General features: G+C 71.3%; 18 protein-coding genes and 2 pseudogenes. 6 read left to right on the top strand and 14 right to left on the bottom strand.

Going from position 1 to position 17,174, the window contains the following annotated elements; all coding sequences use genetic code 11:
- Positions 1-26 precede the first annotated feature (26 nt).
- Positions 27-1,049, top strand: a complete 1,023-nt coding sequence (locus tag MUY14_RS16915; protein ID WP_247023960.1) for an alpha/beta hydrolase — start codon at positions 27-29, stop codon at positions 1,047-1,049.
- A 549-nt stretch (positions 1,050-1,598) separates the two neighbouring features.
- Here the strand turns inward: MUY14_RS16915 and MUY14_RS16920 are convergent.
- The 4 genes from MUY14_RS16920 to MUY14_RS16930 all read right to left on the bottom strand — a co-directional run bounded on the left by MUY14_RS16920 (position 1,599) and on the right by MUY14_RS16930 (position 4,526).
- A complete protein-coding gene (locus tag MUY14_RS16920; RefSeq protein ID WP_247023961.1) occupies positions 1,599-3,131 on the bottom strand; it encodes a nucleobase:cation symporter-2 family protein in 1,533 nt (510 codons plus the stop codon).
- A gap of 115 nt (positions 3,132-3,246) precedes the next feature.
- On the bottom strand, positions 3,247-3,378 hold the full coding sequence (locus tag MUY14_RS46905) for a hypothetical protein (RefSeq protein ID WP_281506307.1): 132 nt from the start codon (positions 3,376-3,378) through the stop codon (positions 3,247-3,249).
- A complete protein-coding gene (locus MUY14_RS16925; RefSeq protein ID WP_247023962.1) occupies positions 3,354-3,932 on the bottom strand; it encodes a hypothetical protein in 579 nt (192 codons plus the stop codon). The genes MUY14_RS46905 and MUY14_RS16925 overlap by 25 nt, the downstream gene beginning before the upstream one ends.
- A gap of 225 nt (positions 3,933-4,157) precedes the next feature.
- Entirely contained in the window at positions 4,158-4,526 is a 369-nt protein-coding gene (locus tag MUY14_RS16930) for a hypothetical protein (RefSeq protein WP_247023963.1), read from the bottom strand.
- Between the two features lie 422 nt (positions 4,527-4,948).
- On the opposite strand from MUY14_RS16930, the gene MUY14_RS16935 reads away from it, so the two are divergent.
- Positions 4,949-5,341, top strand: coding sequence for a hypothetical protein (locus MUY14_RS16935; RefSeq protein WP_247023964.1), 393 nt, complete (start codon positions 4,949-4,951; stop codon positions 5,339-5,341).
- A gap of 22 nt (positions 5,342-5,363) precedes the next feature.
- On the opposite strand, the gene MUY14_RS16940 is transcribed toward MUY14_RS16935, so the two are convergent.
- Positions 5,364-5,951: a TetR/AcrR family transcriptional regulator gene (locus MUY14_RS16940; protein ID WP_247023965.1), complete on the bottom strand. Its 588-nt coding sequence runs from the start codon at positions 5,949-5,951 to the stop codon at positions 5,364-5,366.
- A 107-nt stretch (positions 5,952-6,058) separates the two neighbouring features.
- Here MUY14_RS16940 and MUY14_RS16945 point away from each other — a divergent pair, with 107 nt between their 5' ends.
- On the top strand, positions 6,059-6,952 hold the full coding sequence (locus MUY14_RS16945; protein WP_247023966.1) for an SDR family oxidoreductase: 894 nt from the start codon (positions 6,059-6,061) through the stop codon (positions 6,950-6,952).
- A 159-nt stretch (positions 6,953-7,111) separates the two neighbouring features.
- On the opposite strand, the pseudogene MUY14_RS47305 reads toward MUY14_RS16945, so the two are convergent.
- Positions 7,112-7,618: pseudogene (locus tag MUY14_RS47305) on the bottom strand (alpha/beta hydrolase fold domain-containing protein); the annotation flags it as partial.
- 128 nt (positions 7,619-7,746) lie between these two features.
- Here MUY14_RS47305 and MUY14_RS16950 point away from each other — a divergent pair.
- Together MUY14_RS16950 and MUY14_RS16955 are read left to right on the top strand one after the other, a co-directional pair.
- Positions 7,747-8,019 (top strand): annotated as a pseudogene (locus MUY14_RS16950) (glutamate synthase-related protein); the annotation flags it as partial.
- An 83-nt stretch (positions 8,020-8,102) separates the two neighbouring features.
- On the top strand, positions 8,103-8,339 hold the full coding sequence (locus tag MUY14_RS16955; RefSeq protein WP_247025560.1) for a hypothetical protein: 237 nt from the start codon (positions 8,103-8,105) through the stop codon (positions 8,337-8,339).
- 65 nt (positions 8,340-8,404) lie between these two features.
- On the opposite strand, the gene MUY14_RS16960 is transcribed toward MUY14_RS16955, so the two are convergent.
- From MUY14_RS16960 to MUY14_RS16990, 7 genes are all read right to left on the bottom strand, one after another.
- Positions 8,405-10,102 (bottom strand): alpha/beta fold hydrolase, encoded by a 1,698-nt coding sequence (locus MUY14_RS16960; RefSeq protein ID WP_247023967.1) that lies wholly within the window; start codon positions 10,100-10,102, stop codon positions 8,405-8,407.
- A gap of 62 nt (positions 10,103-10,164) precedes the next feature.
- Positions 10,165-10,632 carry an RDD family protein gene (locus MUY14_RS16965; protein WP_247023968.1) on the bottom strand — a complete coding sequence of 156 codons (468 nt, stop codon included), beginning with the start codon at positions 10,630-10,632 and terminating at the stop codon, positions 10,165-10,167.
- Between the two features lie 94 nt (positions 10,633-10,726).
- On the bottom strand, positions 10,727-11,377 hold the full coding sequence (locus MUY14_RS16970; RefSeq protein WP_247023969.1) for a response regulator transcription factor: 651 nt from the start codon (positions 11,375-11,377) through the stop codon (positions 10,727-10,729).
- Positions 11,377-12,567, bottom strand: coding sequence for a sensor histidine kinase (locus MUY14_RS16975; RefSeq protein ID WP_247023970.1), 1,191 nt, complete (start codon positions 12,565-12,567; stop codon positions 11,377-11,379). The genes MUY14_RS16970 and MUY14_RS16975 overlap by 1 nt, the downstream gene beginning before the upstream one ends.
- 25 nt (positions 12,568-12,592) lie before the next feature.
- Positions 12,593-13,039, bottom strand: a complete 447-nt coding sequence (locus MUY14_RS16980; protein WP_247023971.1) for a hypothetical protein — start codon at positions 13,037-13,039, stop codon at positions 12,593-12,595.
- 76 nt (positions 13,040-13,115) lie between these two features.
- Positions 13,116-13,991, bottom strand: coding sequence for a LysR family transcriptional regulator (locus tag MUY14_RS16985; RefSeq protein ID WP_247023972.1), 876 nt, complete (start codon positions 13,989-13,991; stop codon positions 13,116-13,118).
- A gap of 231 nt (positions 13,992-14,222) precedes the next feature.
- Entirely contained in the window at positions 14,223-14,756 is a 534-nt protein-coding gene (locus tag MUY14_RS16990) for a DinB family protein (protein WP_247023973.1), read from the bottom strand.
- 520 nt (positions 14,757-15,276) lie between these two features.
- On the opposite strand from MUY14_RS16990, the gene MUY14_RS16995 reads away from it, so the two are divergent.
- Entirely contained in the window at positions 15,277-16,248 is a 972-nt protein-coding gene (locus MUY14_RS16995) for an oligogalacturonate lyase family protein (protein WP_247023974.1), read from the top strand.
- A gap of 69 nt (positions 16,249-16,317) precedes the next feature.
- Here the strand turns inward: MUY14_RS16995 and MUY14_RS17000 are convergent, their stop codons facing one another.
- The gene (locus tag MUY14_RS17000) at positions 16,318-17,097 is read right to left on the bottom strand and encodes a hypothetical protein (protein ID WP_247023975.1); all 780 of its coding nucleotides are present in this window, start codon (positions 17,095-17,097) and stop codon (positions 16,318-16,320) included.
- Positions 17,098-17,174: the final 77 nt, after the last annotated feature.

Genomic DNA, 17,174 nt, shown 5'->3' on the forward strand with positions numbered 1-17,174 from the left:
CGGCTCGGTTGTCCCAAGGAGAACACATGACCACGCAAGTCACGGACCGGTCCGCCACCCGGCCGGTCGGACCGCCACCACCCTTCGATCCGGAGCTCGCTCCCGTCGTCGAGGTGCTGACCGGTCTGCGCCCTCCCGACGCGTACCGTCCGGACACCATCGTCGAGATGCGCAGGCCCGTTCCCGGGGTGGAGACCCCGACCGACGAGATCCTCTCGCGCGGCGGCGCCTACAGCGTGCAGGAGCGGGCGGTGCCGGGGCCGGCCGGGGAACCGGACATCTCGCTGCTGATCTGCCTCCCGAAGCACGCGGCGGCCCCGGCCCCGGCGATCTACCACGTCCACGGCGGCGGCATGATCGTCGGAGACAACCGGTTCGGCCTGGTCGAAATGCTGAACCTGGCCGAACCGATGGGCATGGCCGTGGTCTCGGTCGAGTACCGGCTCGCACCCGAGACACCCCACCCGGGTCCCGTCGAGGACTGCTACGCGGGCCTGGCGTGGGTGTCGGAGCACGCCCCCGAGCTGAACATCGACCCCGAGCGCATCGTCCTCGGCGGCGCGAGCGCCGGCGGCGGCCTCGCAGCGGCTGTCAGCCTGATGGCACGCGACCGCACCGGCCCGGCCATCCTGGCCCAGCTGCTCCTGTCGCCGATGCTGGACGACCGCAACGACTCGCCCTCCGCGCGGCAGATGCGCGGCCTCGGCATCTGGGACAGCTCCTCGAACGAGACCGGCTGGAACGCGCTCCTCGGCGACGGCGTTCGCGGCGGACCGGACGTTTCTGCGTACGCCGCGCCTTCCCGCGCCGCAGACCTCTCCGGACTGCCGTCCACGTTCGTCGACGTCGGGTCGGCCGAAACGTTCCGGGACGAGGACGTCGCCTACGCGAGCCGCATGTGGCAGGCGGGCTGCGACGTCGAGCTGCACGTCTGGCCCGGCGGGTTCCACGGGTTCGACGTCGTGGTTCCCGATGCCGTGCTCTCGCGGGACGCCGTCGCTGCTCGAGCGGCATGGCTGCGCCGTCAACTGGGGCGTACTCCCCGGTGAGGGGCTGAGCTGGAGTGTTCGCGTGGGCCCACCGCGAAGCGCCGGTTCAGCGCATCGGCGTCTGGCGGCTTCGCCCGACGAACACGGGTCAGAAGAGGTGACCCACTTCCCTTACCCGTCAAGGTCAGGACCTTCGGCTACCGCGAGCGTATGCGCGGCCCGAGCCACCGATCCACGCGGGTTGCGCGCGGTCGAGGGTCAGGAGCGGGGCTTGGTGCCACAAGCTGGCACGGCCTCGCAGCCGGGCACCACCGCCGTCGTGGTATTGGACGATGTAGTCGAGCTTTCTCCCGGGATCCGCCCCTGGCGTAGAGCACAGCGACACCGCGATCAGCACGAATGCGCACGGCACCAAGATGTTCGTCGCGGTATTCCGGAGACCGTCGCCGATCCCGTAGGAAACGAGCAAGAACGCGGGAGCCGGGATCCAAACCCCACGCGCTCCGCTTCGCCACCCCATCACCCCAATATACGGACGGGAACGAGCTCTGCCGCGCCACTCAGGACGGCGGTAGCTCCTCGAATACACCCACCCCGGAGCCCGTCGCGTCAGTGTTCCTCCGGCTCGGTGCCGATCCGGTAGGACACCGGCTGCCCGTCGGAGTCCCGTACCGGGACCGGGCGGCCCTGCGCGTCCACGATCTTGCCGTCGACGACCTTGTCGCCGTTCTCCAGCCGGGAAAGGACCTTGAGGTCCGAGTAGTCGATCACGCGGGTCGCCGTCGCGAAGACCGACGGTTCGCTGCCCGCCTTGCCCGGCTTCAGGTGGTTGAACACCAGGTTCAGCACGACGGCCAGGAGCGCGGCGGCGCTGATCCCGGAGTGGAAGATCGTGCCGACCCACGCCGGGAACCGGTCGTAGAAGCCGGGCACCGCGATCGGGACCATGCCCAGGCCCACCGAAGCCGCGACGATCACCAGGTTGAGGTTGCCGTTGTAGTCTACTTTGGACAGTGTCTTGATGCCGGAGGCCGCGACCGTGCCGAACAGCACCAGGCCGGCGCCGCCCAGGACCGGGTACGGGATGGCCGCGACCACCCGGCCCAGCACCGGCAGCAGGCCGAGGACCACCAGGACCCCGCCGCCGGCCGTCACCACGAACCGGCTCCGGACGCCGGTGATCGCGACGAGGCCGACGTTCTGGGCGAAGGCGCTCTGGATGAAGCCGTTGAAGATCGGTGCGATCGCCGAGGAGGCCATGTCGGCGCGCAGGCCGTCGCCGATCCGGCGTTTGCCGACCTTCGTGCCGACGATCTCCCCCACCGCGAGGATGTCGGCCGTGGTCTCGGTCAGGGTCACCAGGATGACGATGAACATCGACACGATCGCGGCGACGTCGAAGGTCGGTGCGCCGAAGCCGAACGGGGCCGGTACCGCGAAGATCGGGCCGTTCCCCACCTGGGAGAAATCGGCCTTGCCGAGCACGGCGGCCAGCGCGGTGCCGACCACGATGGACAGCAGGATCGAGAGCCGGGAAATCGCCGGCACGGCGATCTTGCTCAGCAGCAGCACGATCGCCAGCGTCGCCGCGGCCAGCCCGATGTTGGAGACCGACCCGGAATCCGCGGCCTTGGTGTCGTTGCCCATCGCCCACCGGGCCGCGACCGGCATCAGGCTGAGCCCGATCACCGTGATCACCGTGCCGGTCACGACCGGCGGGAAGTACTTCACCAGCCGGGAGAACACCGGCGTGATGAGCAGGCCGAGCAGCGCGGACACGATCACCGCACCGAACACCGCGGGGAGCCCGCCGTCGGCCACGATCGCGGTCATCGTCGCCACGCCGGCGAAGGAGGTGCCCTGCACCAGCGGCAGCCGGGAGCCGAAGAAGGGCACGCCGTAGGACTGCAGGATCGTCGCCAGCCCGCCGATGAACAGGCACGACGCGACGAGCAGCCCGATCTCGGCGGGCGAGACGCCCGCGGCGCCCCCGATGATCAGCGGGGGCGCGATGATCCCGCCGTACATGGTCAAGACGTGCTGGATGCCGTAGGCGAAGCTCTTGCCGATCCCGAGCCGTTCGTCCTCGGGCCTGCCTGCCGCGGCCGCCACGTCACCCGTCTCCGGCGTGCTCTCCGCCATCGAATCCGCCTCTCGGTAGGAGCGAGCGACGGCCCGCCACCCGGCCTTCCACAGTTTCGTTCTGCGGAGACTAACTTCCGCATGGCAGAACAAGCAACAGCCGGATCGCGCGGTGCTACTTCAGGACGCTGACCGCGCGGGCGATGACCAGCAACGACGTCAGCACCTTCGCCCGCGACGACAGCGGCACGGTGTCGGTGGGGCTGAACGCCGTCGAGTTGGTCACCGACACGTACAGGTAGTCCACCAGCGTCGGTATCCAGTCGGCCTTGACGCTGGACCCTTCGGCGACCTCCTCGACGGTGTCGGCGTTCTCGTCCTGGGAGAACCGGAAATCGGCCAGCGGGAGATCGGCGCGGCCGGACTGGGTCGCTTGACCGGGCCGCCCCGGTCGAGCTCCCAGTAGGCCGGCCCGAACGCGATCAGGTTGGCCAGCCAGACCTGCAGCGCGCCGAGCAGCAGAGCCTGGCCGTCGCCGGCCGCACCGGCGACCAGGTCGTGGATGAGCAGCGCCAGCGCTCCCAGGTTGGTGACGCCGATGACGACGACCAGCGAGAGCGACAGGACGCGGGAGATCCTGGTCTGCCGGGTGACGCGCCGCGGGTTGATCGCGACCAGCGGCACCAGCAGCAGGATTTCCAGCGCGGGCACGACGAACCGGGGCGCGACCAGCAGCTGTTCGGGCAGGGCCAGGTAGAGCGCGATGGCCACGAGGGTCGCGACGGCGGCCGGCAGCCGGGCCTCGCCGCGGCGCTGGTGACGGGGGTGACGGGTCCGAGCCTCGGCCCGATCGGCTGGCATGGTGGCGGCTCCTCGCGCACGGCCGCGGACCGGCCCCTGGTCATGAGACCGCCAGCCCAGTCCCCCGCCACGGCCGCGCATTTCGGCGAACGATCGCACGCTTTGCCGTGCTCGCGCTCACCTCCGCCGAAATGCGACCCGACCGGAATTGCCCGTGCCGCGCACGAATGGCGGAGCGGTTTTCCGGCGGCCTGTTTCAGCAGCAGGCCGCCGGAGCGCCGCCGATCAGTACGGGTGGGGTGCGTAGACCGTTTGGACGGTCGTGGTCGAGTAGGTGACGTTGTTGTAGGTGGCTTGCTGTTCGCAGGTCACGGTCACCGCCGCACCCGGCGGGACGCTGCCGGTGTTGTAGGTGACGGTGGTCTTGGTGGCCTTGTCCTCGTGGTCGGAGCCGGAGCCGCCGTAGGTGTCGTGGCAGGACACGCGGGTGTCGCGCGCGTCGAGGCCGTCGCCGTTGGCGCGTTCGAACCGGATGTAGCTCTGCACCCGGGCGGACTTGACCGGGCTGCCGCCGGAGTAGGAGTCCCAGCGCAGCACGGTGGTGTAGGCGTGGACGCGGTAGCCCGTGCCGCAGTCCGGGGTGTAGGACGTCACCGATCCGCTGTAGACGGGCGTGCCCTGGTTGGCGCAGGTCGTCGGAGCGGGCGTGGTGGGCGGCGGCGTACCGGGGTCCCCCGGGAGACCGGGATCGCCGCCGCACCCCTCTTCGGGACACTGCGGCTCCACCGTGGACGCTTGGGCCGCCGGAAGGGTGACCGCGGTTTCCAGACCGCAACAGATCATCGCCGCGGCGACAACCGCGGCCAATCGCGTAATCGAAGTTTTCACGGTTCTGCATTCGCAGAGGATCATGAACTCGTTACACAACTTCTTGCCGATTTCAGCCGATCTCGTCGCGCATTGGCGGAGTACTCCGAATGGGCGCGGGTAAAAATTGTCGTGGCGGCAAAAGCACCGTGGGCGCAAGCCGCGCGGTCGGGCACGGTCGTGGTTCACGAACCGAGTGGAGGCTCACCGTGCCGCGTCGCCGTCTGCCCGAACGCGCCACGCCGGAGGGGGCGGGCCGGATCTTCCTGCCGGTGATGCTGGTCGTCTTCGGCCTGGGCACGATCGTGCTGCTGATCGCCGGGATCTCGGTGCTGTCCGGCGACCTCGCCCACGGCGGTGAGACCTCACCGTGGTTCCTGCTCGCCCTGTTCGCGACCGCGGTCCAGCTGATCGCGCTGGTGGCCCTGGCTTTCCGCCGCCGGTGGGGCGCCCGGGTGTTCGGCGCGGCGTTCGTGACCGGCACGGCGCTGGACCTCTTGTCCTTCAGCGGGGTGAGCGGTGCGCTGGTCGCCGTCAAGATCCTGGTCGCCGGGGTCCTCGCGGCGGCGATCCTGGTCCGCTGGGACGACCTCGTCGCCTGAGCCACCGGCTCAGGCGCGGCTTTCACCTCGGGGAGCGCAACGCCTGAGCGGCTTCGCCGGCCAGCGTCAGCAGCTCGTCCAGCACTTCGGCCGCGAGGTCGGCCAGCGACCCCTCCTCGCGCAGCCACCGGCCGAACGCGATCCCGAACACCGTGGCCCCCGATTCCGCCGCGAGGGTGGCCGCGGGCTCGCCGACGCCGCGGGCGCGCAGGGCATCGGCGACCGTCGTGGCCAGCGTCGTCAGCTTGTGACGCTCCCGTTCCTGCAGCGCGGGGTGGCGGTCGATCACGGACTGCCGCGTGCGGGAGTGCGGACGGCGCTCGTCCGGGAAGAAGGCCGACGACGACCGCAGCGCCGAGGCGACGACCTCGAGCGGTGACGCCTCCGGCGGGGCCGCGGCGATGCCGTCGAGGAAGGCCTGGACCAGCAGTTCCTGCCCTTGGAAGAGGACTTCGCGCTTGTCGCTGAAGTGCCGGAAGAAGGTGCGCTCGGTCAGGCCGACGGCCTGCGCGATCTCCGCGGCGGTCGTCTGCTCGTAGCCGCGGGTGGCGAACAGTTCGAGCGCGGCCTGCTGCAGCCGCTCCGCGGTCCCGGGTTCCCAGCGCACCATGCCACCGAGTCTAGTGATGACAGCGCCTGACATAAAGGAGTACGGTGGCGATGTCAGCGACTGACGTCGGTCACTGACATCACATCTTCCTCGAAGGAGTTCACGCCATGCGCGTTTTCGTCACCGGAGCCTCCGGCTGGATCGGCACGGCTGTCGCCGGCGAACTGCTCGCCGCCGGCCACGAGGTCACCGGGCTGGCCCGCTCGGCCGCGTCCGCCGCGAAGCTCGAAGCGGCCGGCGTCCAGGTCCGGCGCGGCGACCTCGACGACCTGGCCGGTCTCCGCGCCGGCGCCGAGGCGGCCGACGCGGTCATCCACCTGGCCAACAAGCACGACTTCGCCGACCAGGCCGCCTCCAACGCGGCCGAGCGGGCCGCCGTCGAGACCATCGGCGACGCGCTCGCCGGCACCGGCCGCCCGTTCCTGCTGGCCTCGGGGGTCGCGGGCCTGGTGCAGGGCAAGCCCGCCACCGAAGCCGACGCGTCCCCGTTCCACGGCCCGGACTCCCCGCGCGGCGGCGCCGAGAACCTCGCGCTCGGGTTCACCGACCGCGGCCTGCACCCGGTGAGCCTCCGGTTCTCCCCGACCGTGCACGGCACCGGCGACCACGGGTTCATCGCGCACCTGTCCGCGATCGCCCGCGAGAAGGGCGTGGCCGGCTACCCCGGCGACGGCACCAACCGCTGGGCCGCGGTGCACGTCGGCGACGCCGCGCGCATGGTCGTCCTCGGCTTGGAGAAGGCCCCGGCGGGCAGCCGCCTGCACGCGGTCGCCGAGGAAGGCGTGCCGACGAAGGTGATCGCCGAAGCGATCGGGCGGGCGTTCGACCTGCCGGTCGCTTCGATCGACGCCGACGACGTCCCGGGCCACTTCGGGTGGATCGGCGCGTTCTTCGCGATGGACCTGGCGGCCACGAGCACCGCCACGCGGGAACTGCTGGGCTGGACGCCGACCGGGCGCACGCTGATCGAGGACCTCGACGGCGGCGCCTACTCGGGCTAGCCGTTCGCGCGGGCCGGTCAACCGCCCAGCAGTGCCTTCACCCAGGCGTTGATGCGCTGCTGGGCGGGCAGGCCGGTCGGCGGGGTCATCCCGACGAACCCGTGGGGCGACTCCGGCCACACCGCCGGCTCGCTCTCGCCCCGGCCGCGCCGGCGGCATCCCGTGCAGGTCGGCGTACAGCGGTGAGACGCCGCCGTCGCGCAGCTGCTCGGGGCCGAAGCCGGGGAACGCCAGGCCGGCGCACTGGTCGATCCAGTGCGGCGGCAGCACCGGGGTGCCCGGCCCGGCCGAGCGCCGGCTCGGTGTCTTCGCGAGGTCGTAGACGCCGAACGCCAGGCTCGCGCCCACGACTTTCCGGAACACGTCGGGGTGGCCGTCCCGCAGCCGCAGCAACGTCCGCGCCGCCAGGTTCCCGCCCGCCGAGTAGCCGGACACGACGATCCGGTCGGTACCGAACTCTTGCTCCGCCACTTCGGCCGGCCAGACCGCCGCCGCGAGGCAGCCTTCCAGGTCGGTGGTGGGGAACGCGTGTTCCGGCGCGAGCCGGTACCGGGTGGCACCACCGCGACGCCGGCCGTGCGGGCCGGCCGGTCGTCGACTGCGTCGTCGTCGCGCCCGCGTCCGCGATGTCCCGCAGGGCAAGACGTCCTCTCCCCGCCGTAGCACCGGGTCTTCACCACCCCGCGCGAGCTGGTCCGGTTCGTCGCCGCACGCGGGAGCTCGCCGGCGGGAAACCCACCGGCGGCAAGCTCTGCGCCGGGTCGCGGCGCCGGTTCTTCGCCGTCTGCAAGGCCATGCTCGACAAGGGTGTCACGCCCGACTTCATCATCGTCGACGGCGCCGAAGGCGGGACCGGCGCCGCGCCGCCGGAATTCGCCGGCCACATCGGAACGCCGCTGACCGAAGGTCTGGTCACCGTCCACAACGCACTGGCCGGCACCGGCCTGCGCGACCGGATCGAGCTCGGCGCCGGCGGGAAGGTCGCCGACATCGTCAAACGCCTGGTGCAGAGCGCGGACCACACCAACGCCGCGCAGGCGACGATGTTCGCCGTCGGGTGCATCCAGGCCCAGCGCTGCCACACCCACACCTGCCCGGTCGGTGTCACCACCCAGGACGCGCGCTCGACGTCGCGGACAGATTCCTGCGCGTGGAACGGTTCCAGCGCGCCACCGTCGCGGAGGCCCAGCAGATCATGGCGTCGACGGGCGTCCGGTTCCCCGCCGGGCTGCGACCGCACATGCTGCGCCGCCGCGTCGACCCGCACCGGGTGCGCTCCTATGCCGACCTCTACGACTGGCTCGGCCCCGGGCAGCTGCCGGCCGAACCCCCGCCGGACTGGGCCCAGGACTGGGCCGCGGCCGATCCCGGCCGCTTCACCGTCTGACACCCGGGGGATCGCCGGGCCGGACACGGCCGAGGTCAGCGCTCTCGACCGTGTCCGGCCGGCCGTCAACGCCCGTCGTTGAGCTCGCCGATGCTGCGGCGCACCGCGGCGCGCAACGCCGGATCACCGGCTTCGGCCGCGGCGGTCGTCGCCACGTGCGCGCCGGTGACCGGGCCCGCCACCGGGAAGACGCGATCCTCGCCGGGCAGCGGCACTCCGGGGCAGGTGACCGAACCCGGCCGGGAGTTCGCCGTCAGGAACACGTTGACCATGCCGTCGACGCAGGGGTTGCCGCCCAGCGCGTACTGGCCGTGGAACGCCGCGTCGTCGACCGAAACCAGCGGGACGCCGGCGGTGCGGACCGCCGAACGTGCTTGCTCGTAGCCGGTTTGCGGGTCGAACTCGCCTTGGACCACCAGGACGTTGGCCGCGGCTTCGGCCGGGAGCCCGGCCAGGAGCTGCCGGGGCCGGTCGGACCAGAAGCCGCACGGCTCGGTCAGTCCGTAGGCCCAGCCGAAGATCGGGTAGCGCGGGCCCTGGCGGTCGGACAAGCTCTTGTACCAGCCGGCGGTCCTGGTCGGCTGGTCGCCGCACGCCACCGCGTACCGCGTGCCGGAAACCTTGCGGTAGTCCGGTTCCGCCGCGGCCAGCCCGGCGACGACGTCGGCGCCGCTCAGCTGCGCCAGCGGTTTGCCGAACACGGCGGCGGACCAGGTGTCCAGCTGCTGCGCGAGCGCCGCCGGGGCCTGGGCGGGCTTGCCGTCGAGCTCGCCGGCGCCGGCGATCAGGACGGCGGCGTCGAGGATCCACCGGATCTCGTTGCCGTTGCCCACGAACAGGGCGTCGAACTGGTCCGGCGCCACGCCGAGCCCGGCGTAGAACCCGCGCAGCCGCTCGATCTTCTGCTTCACCTCGGCCGGGGTGGCGCCCAGCTGGGCGGGGAACTGGCGGGCCAGCCACGGCACGAAGACGTCGTCGGTCTGCCGCTGGCCGATCTGCGGGAACGCCTCGAAGTCCGCCTGCAGCCGGCCTTCGAAGTCGACGCTGGAGTCGAGCACGACCTTGCCCGCGCGGGCCGGGAACAACGACGCGTACTTGGCGCCGAGCCAGGTGCCGTAGGAGTACCCGAGGTAGTTGAGCTTCTCGTCGCCGAGCAGGGAGCGGATCAGGTCCATGTCGTGCGCGGTCTGCCAGGTGGTGACGAACGGCGCGATCGCGTCGCTCTGGCACGCTTCCGCGATCGCCCGCGGCGTCTTGCGGTGCTCGGCGATGCTGGTCGCCGAACGGTCACGCGCGTCGAGCGGCCCCTGCGGCAGCCGTCCCGTCGGTACCTCGCAGACGAAGCCGGTGTCCGGGGTGCCTTCGTGCCCGGTGCCGCGGGGATCCATGCCGATGAAGTCGTACCGCTCGTTCACGCTCGGTTCGAGGCCCGCCAGCGCACCCGCGAGGGAACTGCCCTGGCCGCCGGGACCGCCCGGGTTCACCAAGAGCGCGCCGGTCCGCTCCCCCGTCGCCGCGACCCGGCTGATCGACACGCTCAGGTCCACCCCGGAATCCGGGTTCGCCCAGTCCCGCGGCACGGTGATCACCGCGCATTCGGCCGGCTTCGCCCCTTCGGCGACCGGGAACGGGCACGCTCCCCACGTCACCTGCTGGCCGGTGTAGCGGTCCGGGGTGGCCGCGGCGGCGGTGGCCGCGGGGACCGCCGGAACCGCGAGCAGGACGGCGGTGGCCAAGAGCCGGGTCGCTGTTTTCTTTTTCACATGACGCCCCTCGTCCGGGTGAATGATCACCCGGAGTATGGCGCGGGATCCCGGCGCCGGGATCAACCGAAAGTACGAGGAGATCCGGAGCTGTGCTCGACGCCGGCGCGCACCACGACGGTCCGCGCCACCAGGTCGCCGAGCCGCTGCCGCCGCGCGGTCACCACGATGCTGACGACGGCCACCAGCCCGAACAGCAGCCCGTCGACGGTCATCAGGAGCCACCGGAACAGGTAGGCGCGCGCCTTCGGCCGCCCGCCGCGCAGGGTTTCGACCCGCAGCCCCATCACCAGCATGCCGGGGGTGACGCCGCCGCGGCGCAGGGGGACCCAGATGTGGATCGCGGCGTCACACGCGTAATCGACGGCGAAGAACGTGATCGCCGGGGCCCACAGGATCGTTTTCGGCGGTACCAAACCCCACCGCAGCAAGGGAATGACGACGAGGCCGGCCGCGAGCGCGGCGAGCATCCCCAAGCCCATGGCGAGCGCTTGGTCCAGCACCACCTGCACCACCCTGCGGCCCGCCATCCTCAGCCCCTCCGGCACTTCTCGCCGCCCGGCCGGGATGGTCACCGCGCTGACCGCACACTCGGCGAGTTTCGCACACCGGTCAAGTGGTGGATCACCCCAGCAACCCGCGCTGCCACGCCCAGACGGCGATCTCCGTGCGGTTCCGGAGTTCGAGCTTGCGCTGCACGCTCGCCAGGTGCGTCTTGACCGTCGAGAGGGAGACGCGGAGGTCGTCGGCGATCTCCGCGTTGGTCCGGCCGCGGGCGACCGCGAGCACCACATCGGACTCGCGGTCGGTCAGCAGGCCCGGTGTCCCCTGCGCGCGCTGCCGCGCCTGCTCGGTGAACCGGGCGAGCAGGCGCACGGTCACCGAAGGCGACACCATCGCCTCGCCGTGGGCCGCCGCGCGGACCGCGTCCACCAGCAGCCGCGGACCGGCGTCCTTGAGCAGGAACCCGCTGGCCCCGCCGAGCAGTGCGGCGTAGACGTTCTCGTCCGCGTCGTAGGTCGTCACCACCACCACGCGGAGCGGGTGCGCGACGGCCGGCCCGGCCAGCAGCTCGGTGGCCCGCAGACCGTCCACCTTGGGCATCCGGATGTCCATCAGCGTGACGTCCGGCCGCAGTTGCCGCGCCAGCCGGACCGCGCTTTCCCCGTCGGCGGCTTCGGCGATCACTTCGATGTCCGGCGCGGCGTCCAGCACCAGCCGGAAGCCGGTGCGCACCAGCACCTGGTCGTCGGCGACGAGCACGCGGATGGTCATCAGAGGCCCCTCGGCAAGGCGTCGAACGGCGAATCCTCGCCGGCGAGCGGGAACCGCGCCGCGACGCGCCACCGGGCGCCTGCTTGCGGCCCCGCGGTCAGGCTGCCGCCGAGCATGGCCAGCCGCTCGGTCATGCCGGTGATGCCGAACCCGCCGGGCGCGGAGCGGGGCGTCGCGGGGACCCCGTCGTTGACCACCTCGAGCACGAGGTCGTCGGCCTCGACGCGAACGGAGACAACCACCTCGGTCGCGGCCGGCGCGTGCCGGCGGGCGTTGGTCAGCGCTTCGGTCACGACGCGGTGGACGGTCGTGGCCACCTGGGACGGCACCGGCAGCTGGTCCAGTTCCTCGGCGACGGCCACGCGGGCGGTGGAGCCGGCGGCCGCGCGCACCACGTCACCGAGCACGGCCCCGGAAAGCGGTGTCACGTCCCGGGTGTCCCGCAACATCCCGACCAGCCGGCGCGCGGCGGCCAGCGCCGCACCGCCGGCCTCCTCGATCTCGCGGTAGACCGCCGCGTGCCCGCCGACGTCCGCGTTCGCTTCGGCGATCGCACGGGCGGCCTGCGTGCGGACGACGATCCCGCTGACGTGGTGGGACACCAGGTCGTGCAGTTCCCTGGCCAGCTGCAGGCGTTCCTGGCCGCGCACCCGGTCCAGCGCGTCCCGCTGCCTGGCGTCCGCCGCCCGCAGGATCAGCCCGACGCCGACGCACGCTCCCCAGTACGCGGCGGCGGCCACCGCCAGCAGCGTCTCCGGTTCGCCGGCACCGTAGCGCAGCAGCGGCGCGGCGATCATCACCGCACCGAGTGCCGGCGCCAGCGCGGCCGCGTGCCTCGGCTCGAGTGTGCGGCCGGCCGACGCAGTGAGCAGCCCGGCGGCGACGATCTCCGCGATCGGCGGCTGGCTCCGGGTGTGCGCGGTGAGCGACACGACCGTGCTGATCGCCGACAGCGCGGCGACGATGCTCCCCAGCACGCCGACGTGGCGGGGGAAGCGCCGCCGCAGCACGGCCAGCACCGGGATCGCCGTCCCGGTGGAAGCCAGGACCCCGGTCAGCGGCGCGGCCCAGCCACTGCTTCCGCCGGGCACGCGCAGCACCAGCACGACGTCGGCGACGAGCGCCGCGGCCAGCGCCGCGAGCTCGGTGCCGAGCATGCCGCGCCGGGCCCGGACCCCCGCTCTGCGCATGGCCGTCATGATCCCGCGATCCGGTTCAGCCCGCGCGCCGGATCCCGGCGATGTAGCGGTTGGACGGCGCCAGGTAGCTGAGCACGGTCGCGACCACGGCCACCCCGCAGCTCAGGTAGCCCGCCCACGACGGTTCGGTGGTGAGCAGCGAAGCGGCCTGCAGCAAGGTGAAGACGGTCAGCGTGACGCGGGCCCAGTTGCGGCCGGCCTTGAGCTTGAACGACAGCCACAGGTAGACCAGCGCGATGACCACGGCGATCGCGACCGGGATGGCCTGCCCGACCAGAGTGAGCCGGTCGAGCTGGTCTTGCGGCATCGCCGGGTTCGCCCGGCGCAAGGCCGCCGCGATTTCGTCGCGCGCGCTCAGGACGAGCAGCCCACCGGCGATCGCGGACACCGTGGACACCAGGAAGCCGAAGAAGGCGGCGATGATCGTGCTCGGCGGGTTCTCCCGCACCGTTTCGGTAGTCATACCGGGAAGTTAGGACTCGCCGCGCCCCGGCACCGGTTGAGCCGAGACCGCCTCGTACTTTCGGCCGAGGCAGGCCTCAGGCGACGGACAGCCGTTCCGCGAGCAGCTCGAGGTCCGCGCCCATCGACGTCCCGGCGCTCCAGACGGCTTCGTAGGAGATCCGGACCGCACGGCCGGCCGCGAGCAACGGACGGTGCCGGACCCCGGCCGAGGTGAGTTTCGATCGCGGCAGCATCGCCGCTCCCAGGCCGAGTCCGGCCCATTCCTCCAGCACCCGGTAACTCGCGGCTTCGTCCGGGTAGGCCCGCAACGGCAGTTCGTGCTCCTGGAACAGCTGCGTGGTGAACGTGGTCAGGCCGCACGAATCCGGGACCAGGATGAACTCTTCGCCGCCCGCCTCCCCCAGTTCCAGCGGCCGGTCGTCGACGTCGGAGCCGACCACCACGATCGGCTCGGCCTCGACGACGCGGTGCTCGAACCGGGGCAGCGGCGCGACGGCCGGGACCAGGATGATGTCGAGGTCACCGGCGAGCAGCCCGGTGCGCAGGTTCTCCATGCCGGCCTCGCGCAGCACGAGATCCCGGGGCGTGGGGAGCGCGCGCACGGCGCTGAAGGCACGGGCGACCAGGTGCCCGCCGATGAGCGGCGAGACGCCCATGCGGATCTTCCCGGCGGCCGGCTCGGTCAGCCGCCGCGCTTCGGCGGCCACCGCGTCCAGGCCGGCCAGCGCCTGGTCGATGAGCGGCAGCAGCCGCGCCCCGAACTCCGTGCGCGTCACCCCGCGCGGGGACCGGTCGAACAGCTTGCCGCCCAGCCGCTCCTCGAGCTTGGCGATCCCGTTCGACAACGCCGGCTGGCTGACACCGTAGGCACGCGCCGCGGCGCTGAACGACTGGGTTTCGGCGACCGCCCGCGCGTACCGCAGCGCCTCGACGCTCAACCGCTCAGCCACGATCGGGCCTTGTCACCGGCGCCTCCATTGCCTTGTTGACCTGCGCGGACTCTTGTGACGTGCCCGGTACGCCGGGCCGCGACTCGGCCGTGTCGCTTCGGCGAGCCGCGGCCACCGCCGTGCGCACGGCGGGCCGGCCGGAACGCGCCGGTCAGGTGCACCGCCGAGGCGACCGCGGCCCGCGCCGCCGGGTCAGCGGGACTCCGCGGTGGTGCGGTCATGCCGGCTCGGTCAGCCGAGGGGTGCGAGCACCAGGTAGCCGTCCAGGCGGCACACCTGGCCGGTGTCGGGGTCGGGTGGCAGCGCGTGCCCGAGGGCCTGCGCGCGGACTTCGCCGATCCACTGGTCGTGCTGGTACTCGTGGTTGACCAAGGCGGTCAGCAGGTGCGTCGCGACGATCGCCAGCTGGCCCGGGGCGGCGACCCGGCCGCCGGCGATGGCGGACATGCGGGCGTGCACCCGCTCGGCGACGGTTTCGCGGAACGCAGTGAGCCGCTCGACCGTCGGCAGGGCACCACGGAACTCCTCCGGGTTCGCCGAGTCCATGAGGCCGTCCAGCTCGGGGTCGGGGCTGGGTTCGGCCGCGGTGAGGTTGCGGACCATGAAGTGCGCGACGTGCGCCTGGTGCCCGAGGTGCCAGCCGATCGCGCTGGAGTTCTCGTGCGGGCGCCACGTGATCTCGTCCGGACTGAGGTCCTTCCACAGCTGGTCGGTGTAGGCGCGGGCGCGGTCGTATTCGCGCAGCAGCGCGTCGACGTCATGCATGGCTGACCTCCCGGTGGCGGGTGATGGCTTCGAACGGCGCGGTGCTGCTCCCCGTGCTCACTCCGGACAGTGCCGGAACCCGGTTTCCCCGGCCCCGCGCAAAACCGAACACGCCGGCAGGAGACCACCGTGAATGCCCGGATAACCGGACGTTATAGCCATCAAAGGTGTGCGGCAAGAGGCCATCGGAATCCGTTATGACCCCATCACGTTTAATTTTCTACCAAGAGCTCCGTTAGTCCAGCCGTGTTCGCCGGCCTTCCGCTCCACCCGAAAGGATGAGGTTGGATCCATTGTGAAGCGGGACGACGATTTCTATAGTCGATAACGGTGCTCCTCTCGCACCCGGCCCAGGAAGGGTTTATTCCCAATGAAAAAGTCTTTGGCGTTTGTCGTGTCGGTGATCATGGTCGGATTTCCCTGCGTCGCTCTCGGAGACGAACGCGCGCCCGATGCCGGAAAGGGGACGCGGTTCGAAGCCGAATGGAAGACCCTTTCGGCCCTTGACAGCGATTACGAGGTGATCCAGCTCACCACTTCCAGATCGCTCGACAACAAGATGTACCTCGACGTGAACCCGTACGTACCCTCGCTCAATTCCGTCATGTTCATGTCGGAGCGGGACGGCGGGCACGAGAACCTTTACCTCATGTCGCTCGACAACGGCAAGTTCGTGCAGCTGACCGATTCCGATCACATCGACGGCGACCACGCGAACGTCTCACCCGCGACCGAGCAGGCGTTCTTCGTCGAAGACCGGACGTTCACCAGCGTCGGCCTGCGCGCCCCGTACCAGGAGAAGAAGATCCGCACCGTGCCGGACAAGTACGACGTCAAGGGGATCGTCGCACTGACGTCGGACGGGAAGACGATCGTGTCGTCCCTGTACGACGAGGACGAAAAACGCTCCTCGCTCGTCACCATCGACGTGAAAACGGGGCAACTCGAAACGATCAAGAAGATCGACGGGACCGTCGACCACGTGCTGATCAACCCGGTGTACGGGGACACCCTCCTCTACCACGTGCTCGACAAGAACGAGATCGGGCTCGTCGACATCGGAACGAAGAAGCGGACCCTCCTGACCGGGCCGGAAGACCACGGCGTGCACCCGTTCTGGGAGTCCACCGGCAAGGACGCCGCTTTCGCGCAGCGGAAGCAGGGCGACACACCGGAGCAGGTGGTGACCTACAACATCCGCAAGGAGCGATTCTTCAGCTACGACATCCGGGACTACAGCAACCACTTCGCCATGAACCCGTCCCAGACGATCATCGAAGGGGACGGCGGGACCGACGATTCGCGGTACATCTACTACTATTACATCAAACCGGGCACCGACAAGGTCGACACCGTGAAGATGTTCAAGCACCGAAGCTCATCGTCCTCGGAATCGGTGCACCCGCACGGCGCCTTCATCAACGACACGGACCTGATCTTCAACAGCGACGCGGACGGCGACGGCAACGTCTACCTGCTGCGGGAGAAATAGCCATCCACCACCGTGCCGCCGCGGCCGGGTCCGCAGGAGCGACCCGGCCGCGGCCGGCGCGAGCCGTCCTCAGGGCAGCCGGACCGCCTCGATCTCGCCGTCGCTCAGCAGTGCTTCGGCCAGGCGCGAGGGGCCGGCGACCTTGGTGGCCCAGAGGTCGTAGTCGGTGCACAGGCACCACGAGCGGTCCTCGGCCCAGAGGTTCGACGGGCTGAAGTCGATCTCGGGGTCGTCGTACAAGATCCCGGCGTCACCGAGCTTCCCCGCCCGCACGTGGAGGTTCTCGAAATCGGCGGCCTCGAGAACCAGCGGGCTGTAGTAGGCCAGGCACGGAGTGTCCGGGCCCGCGGGGCTGTGTTCGACGAGGACGTCGATCAGCCGCGTCCAGGTCTCGCGGTCCAGGCTTCCTTCGGTGGGCGGGACGATGCCGAGCGGCCAGCTGCCTTCCTTCTTGACCGAGGGGAAGCAGCGGTACGACGGAAGCAGACCGTCGGGGACGACGGGGTCGCCGGTGCGCCGGGCGAGTTCGGCCCAGCGCAGCCGCCGCCAGCCGGGGCCGGGGTGTCCGGCGCGGCCCAGGCCGCCTCCCGTGGCCACGGTCCCGGCGTCGAGGTCGACGCCACCGACGACATGGGGCCGGACGCGCCCCTCGGCGATGCCCGCCTGGCGGTACTCGTGGTATGACGTTTCGCCCGGACCCTGCTCGTGTTCGTACAGGGCGTTGAGCACCCAGGCCGCGTCCGGCATCGCGGGCGGCATGAACCCGGTCAGGCCGTCGCCGCACGTATCCCGCAGCCAATCCGCGGCGCCGGCGGGGGCGGACGGCCATGGGTTCGGCTGCTCTGGCACACGATCACCCTACGGCCGGCCCGTCGGCCGCATGACGAGCCCGCCACGGCGAGAAAATGCCGTGGTCGGCCCGCCCG

The organism is Amycolatopsis sp. FBCC-B4732, assembly GCF_023008405.1.
GTDB lineage: Bacteria > Actinomycetota > Actinomycetes > Mycobacteriales > Pseudonocardiaceae > Amycolatopsis > Amycolatopsis pretoriensis_A.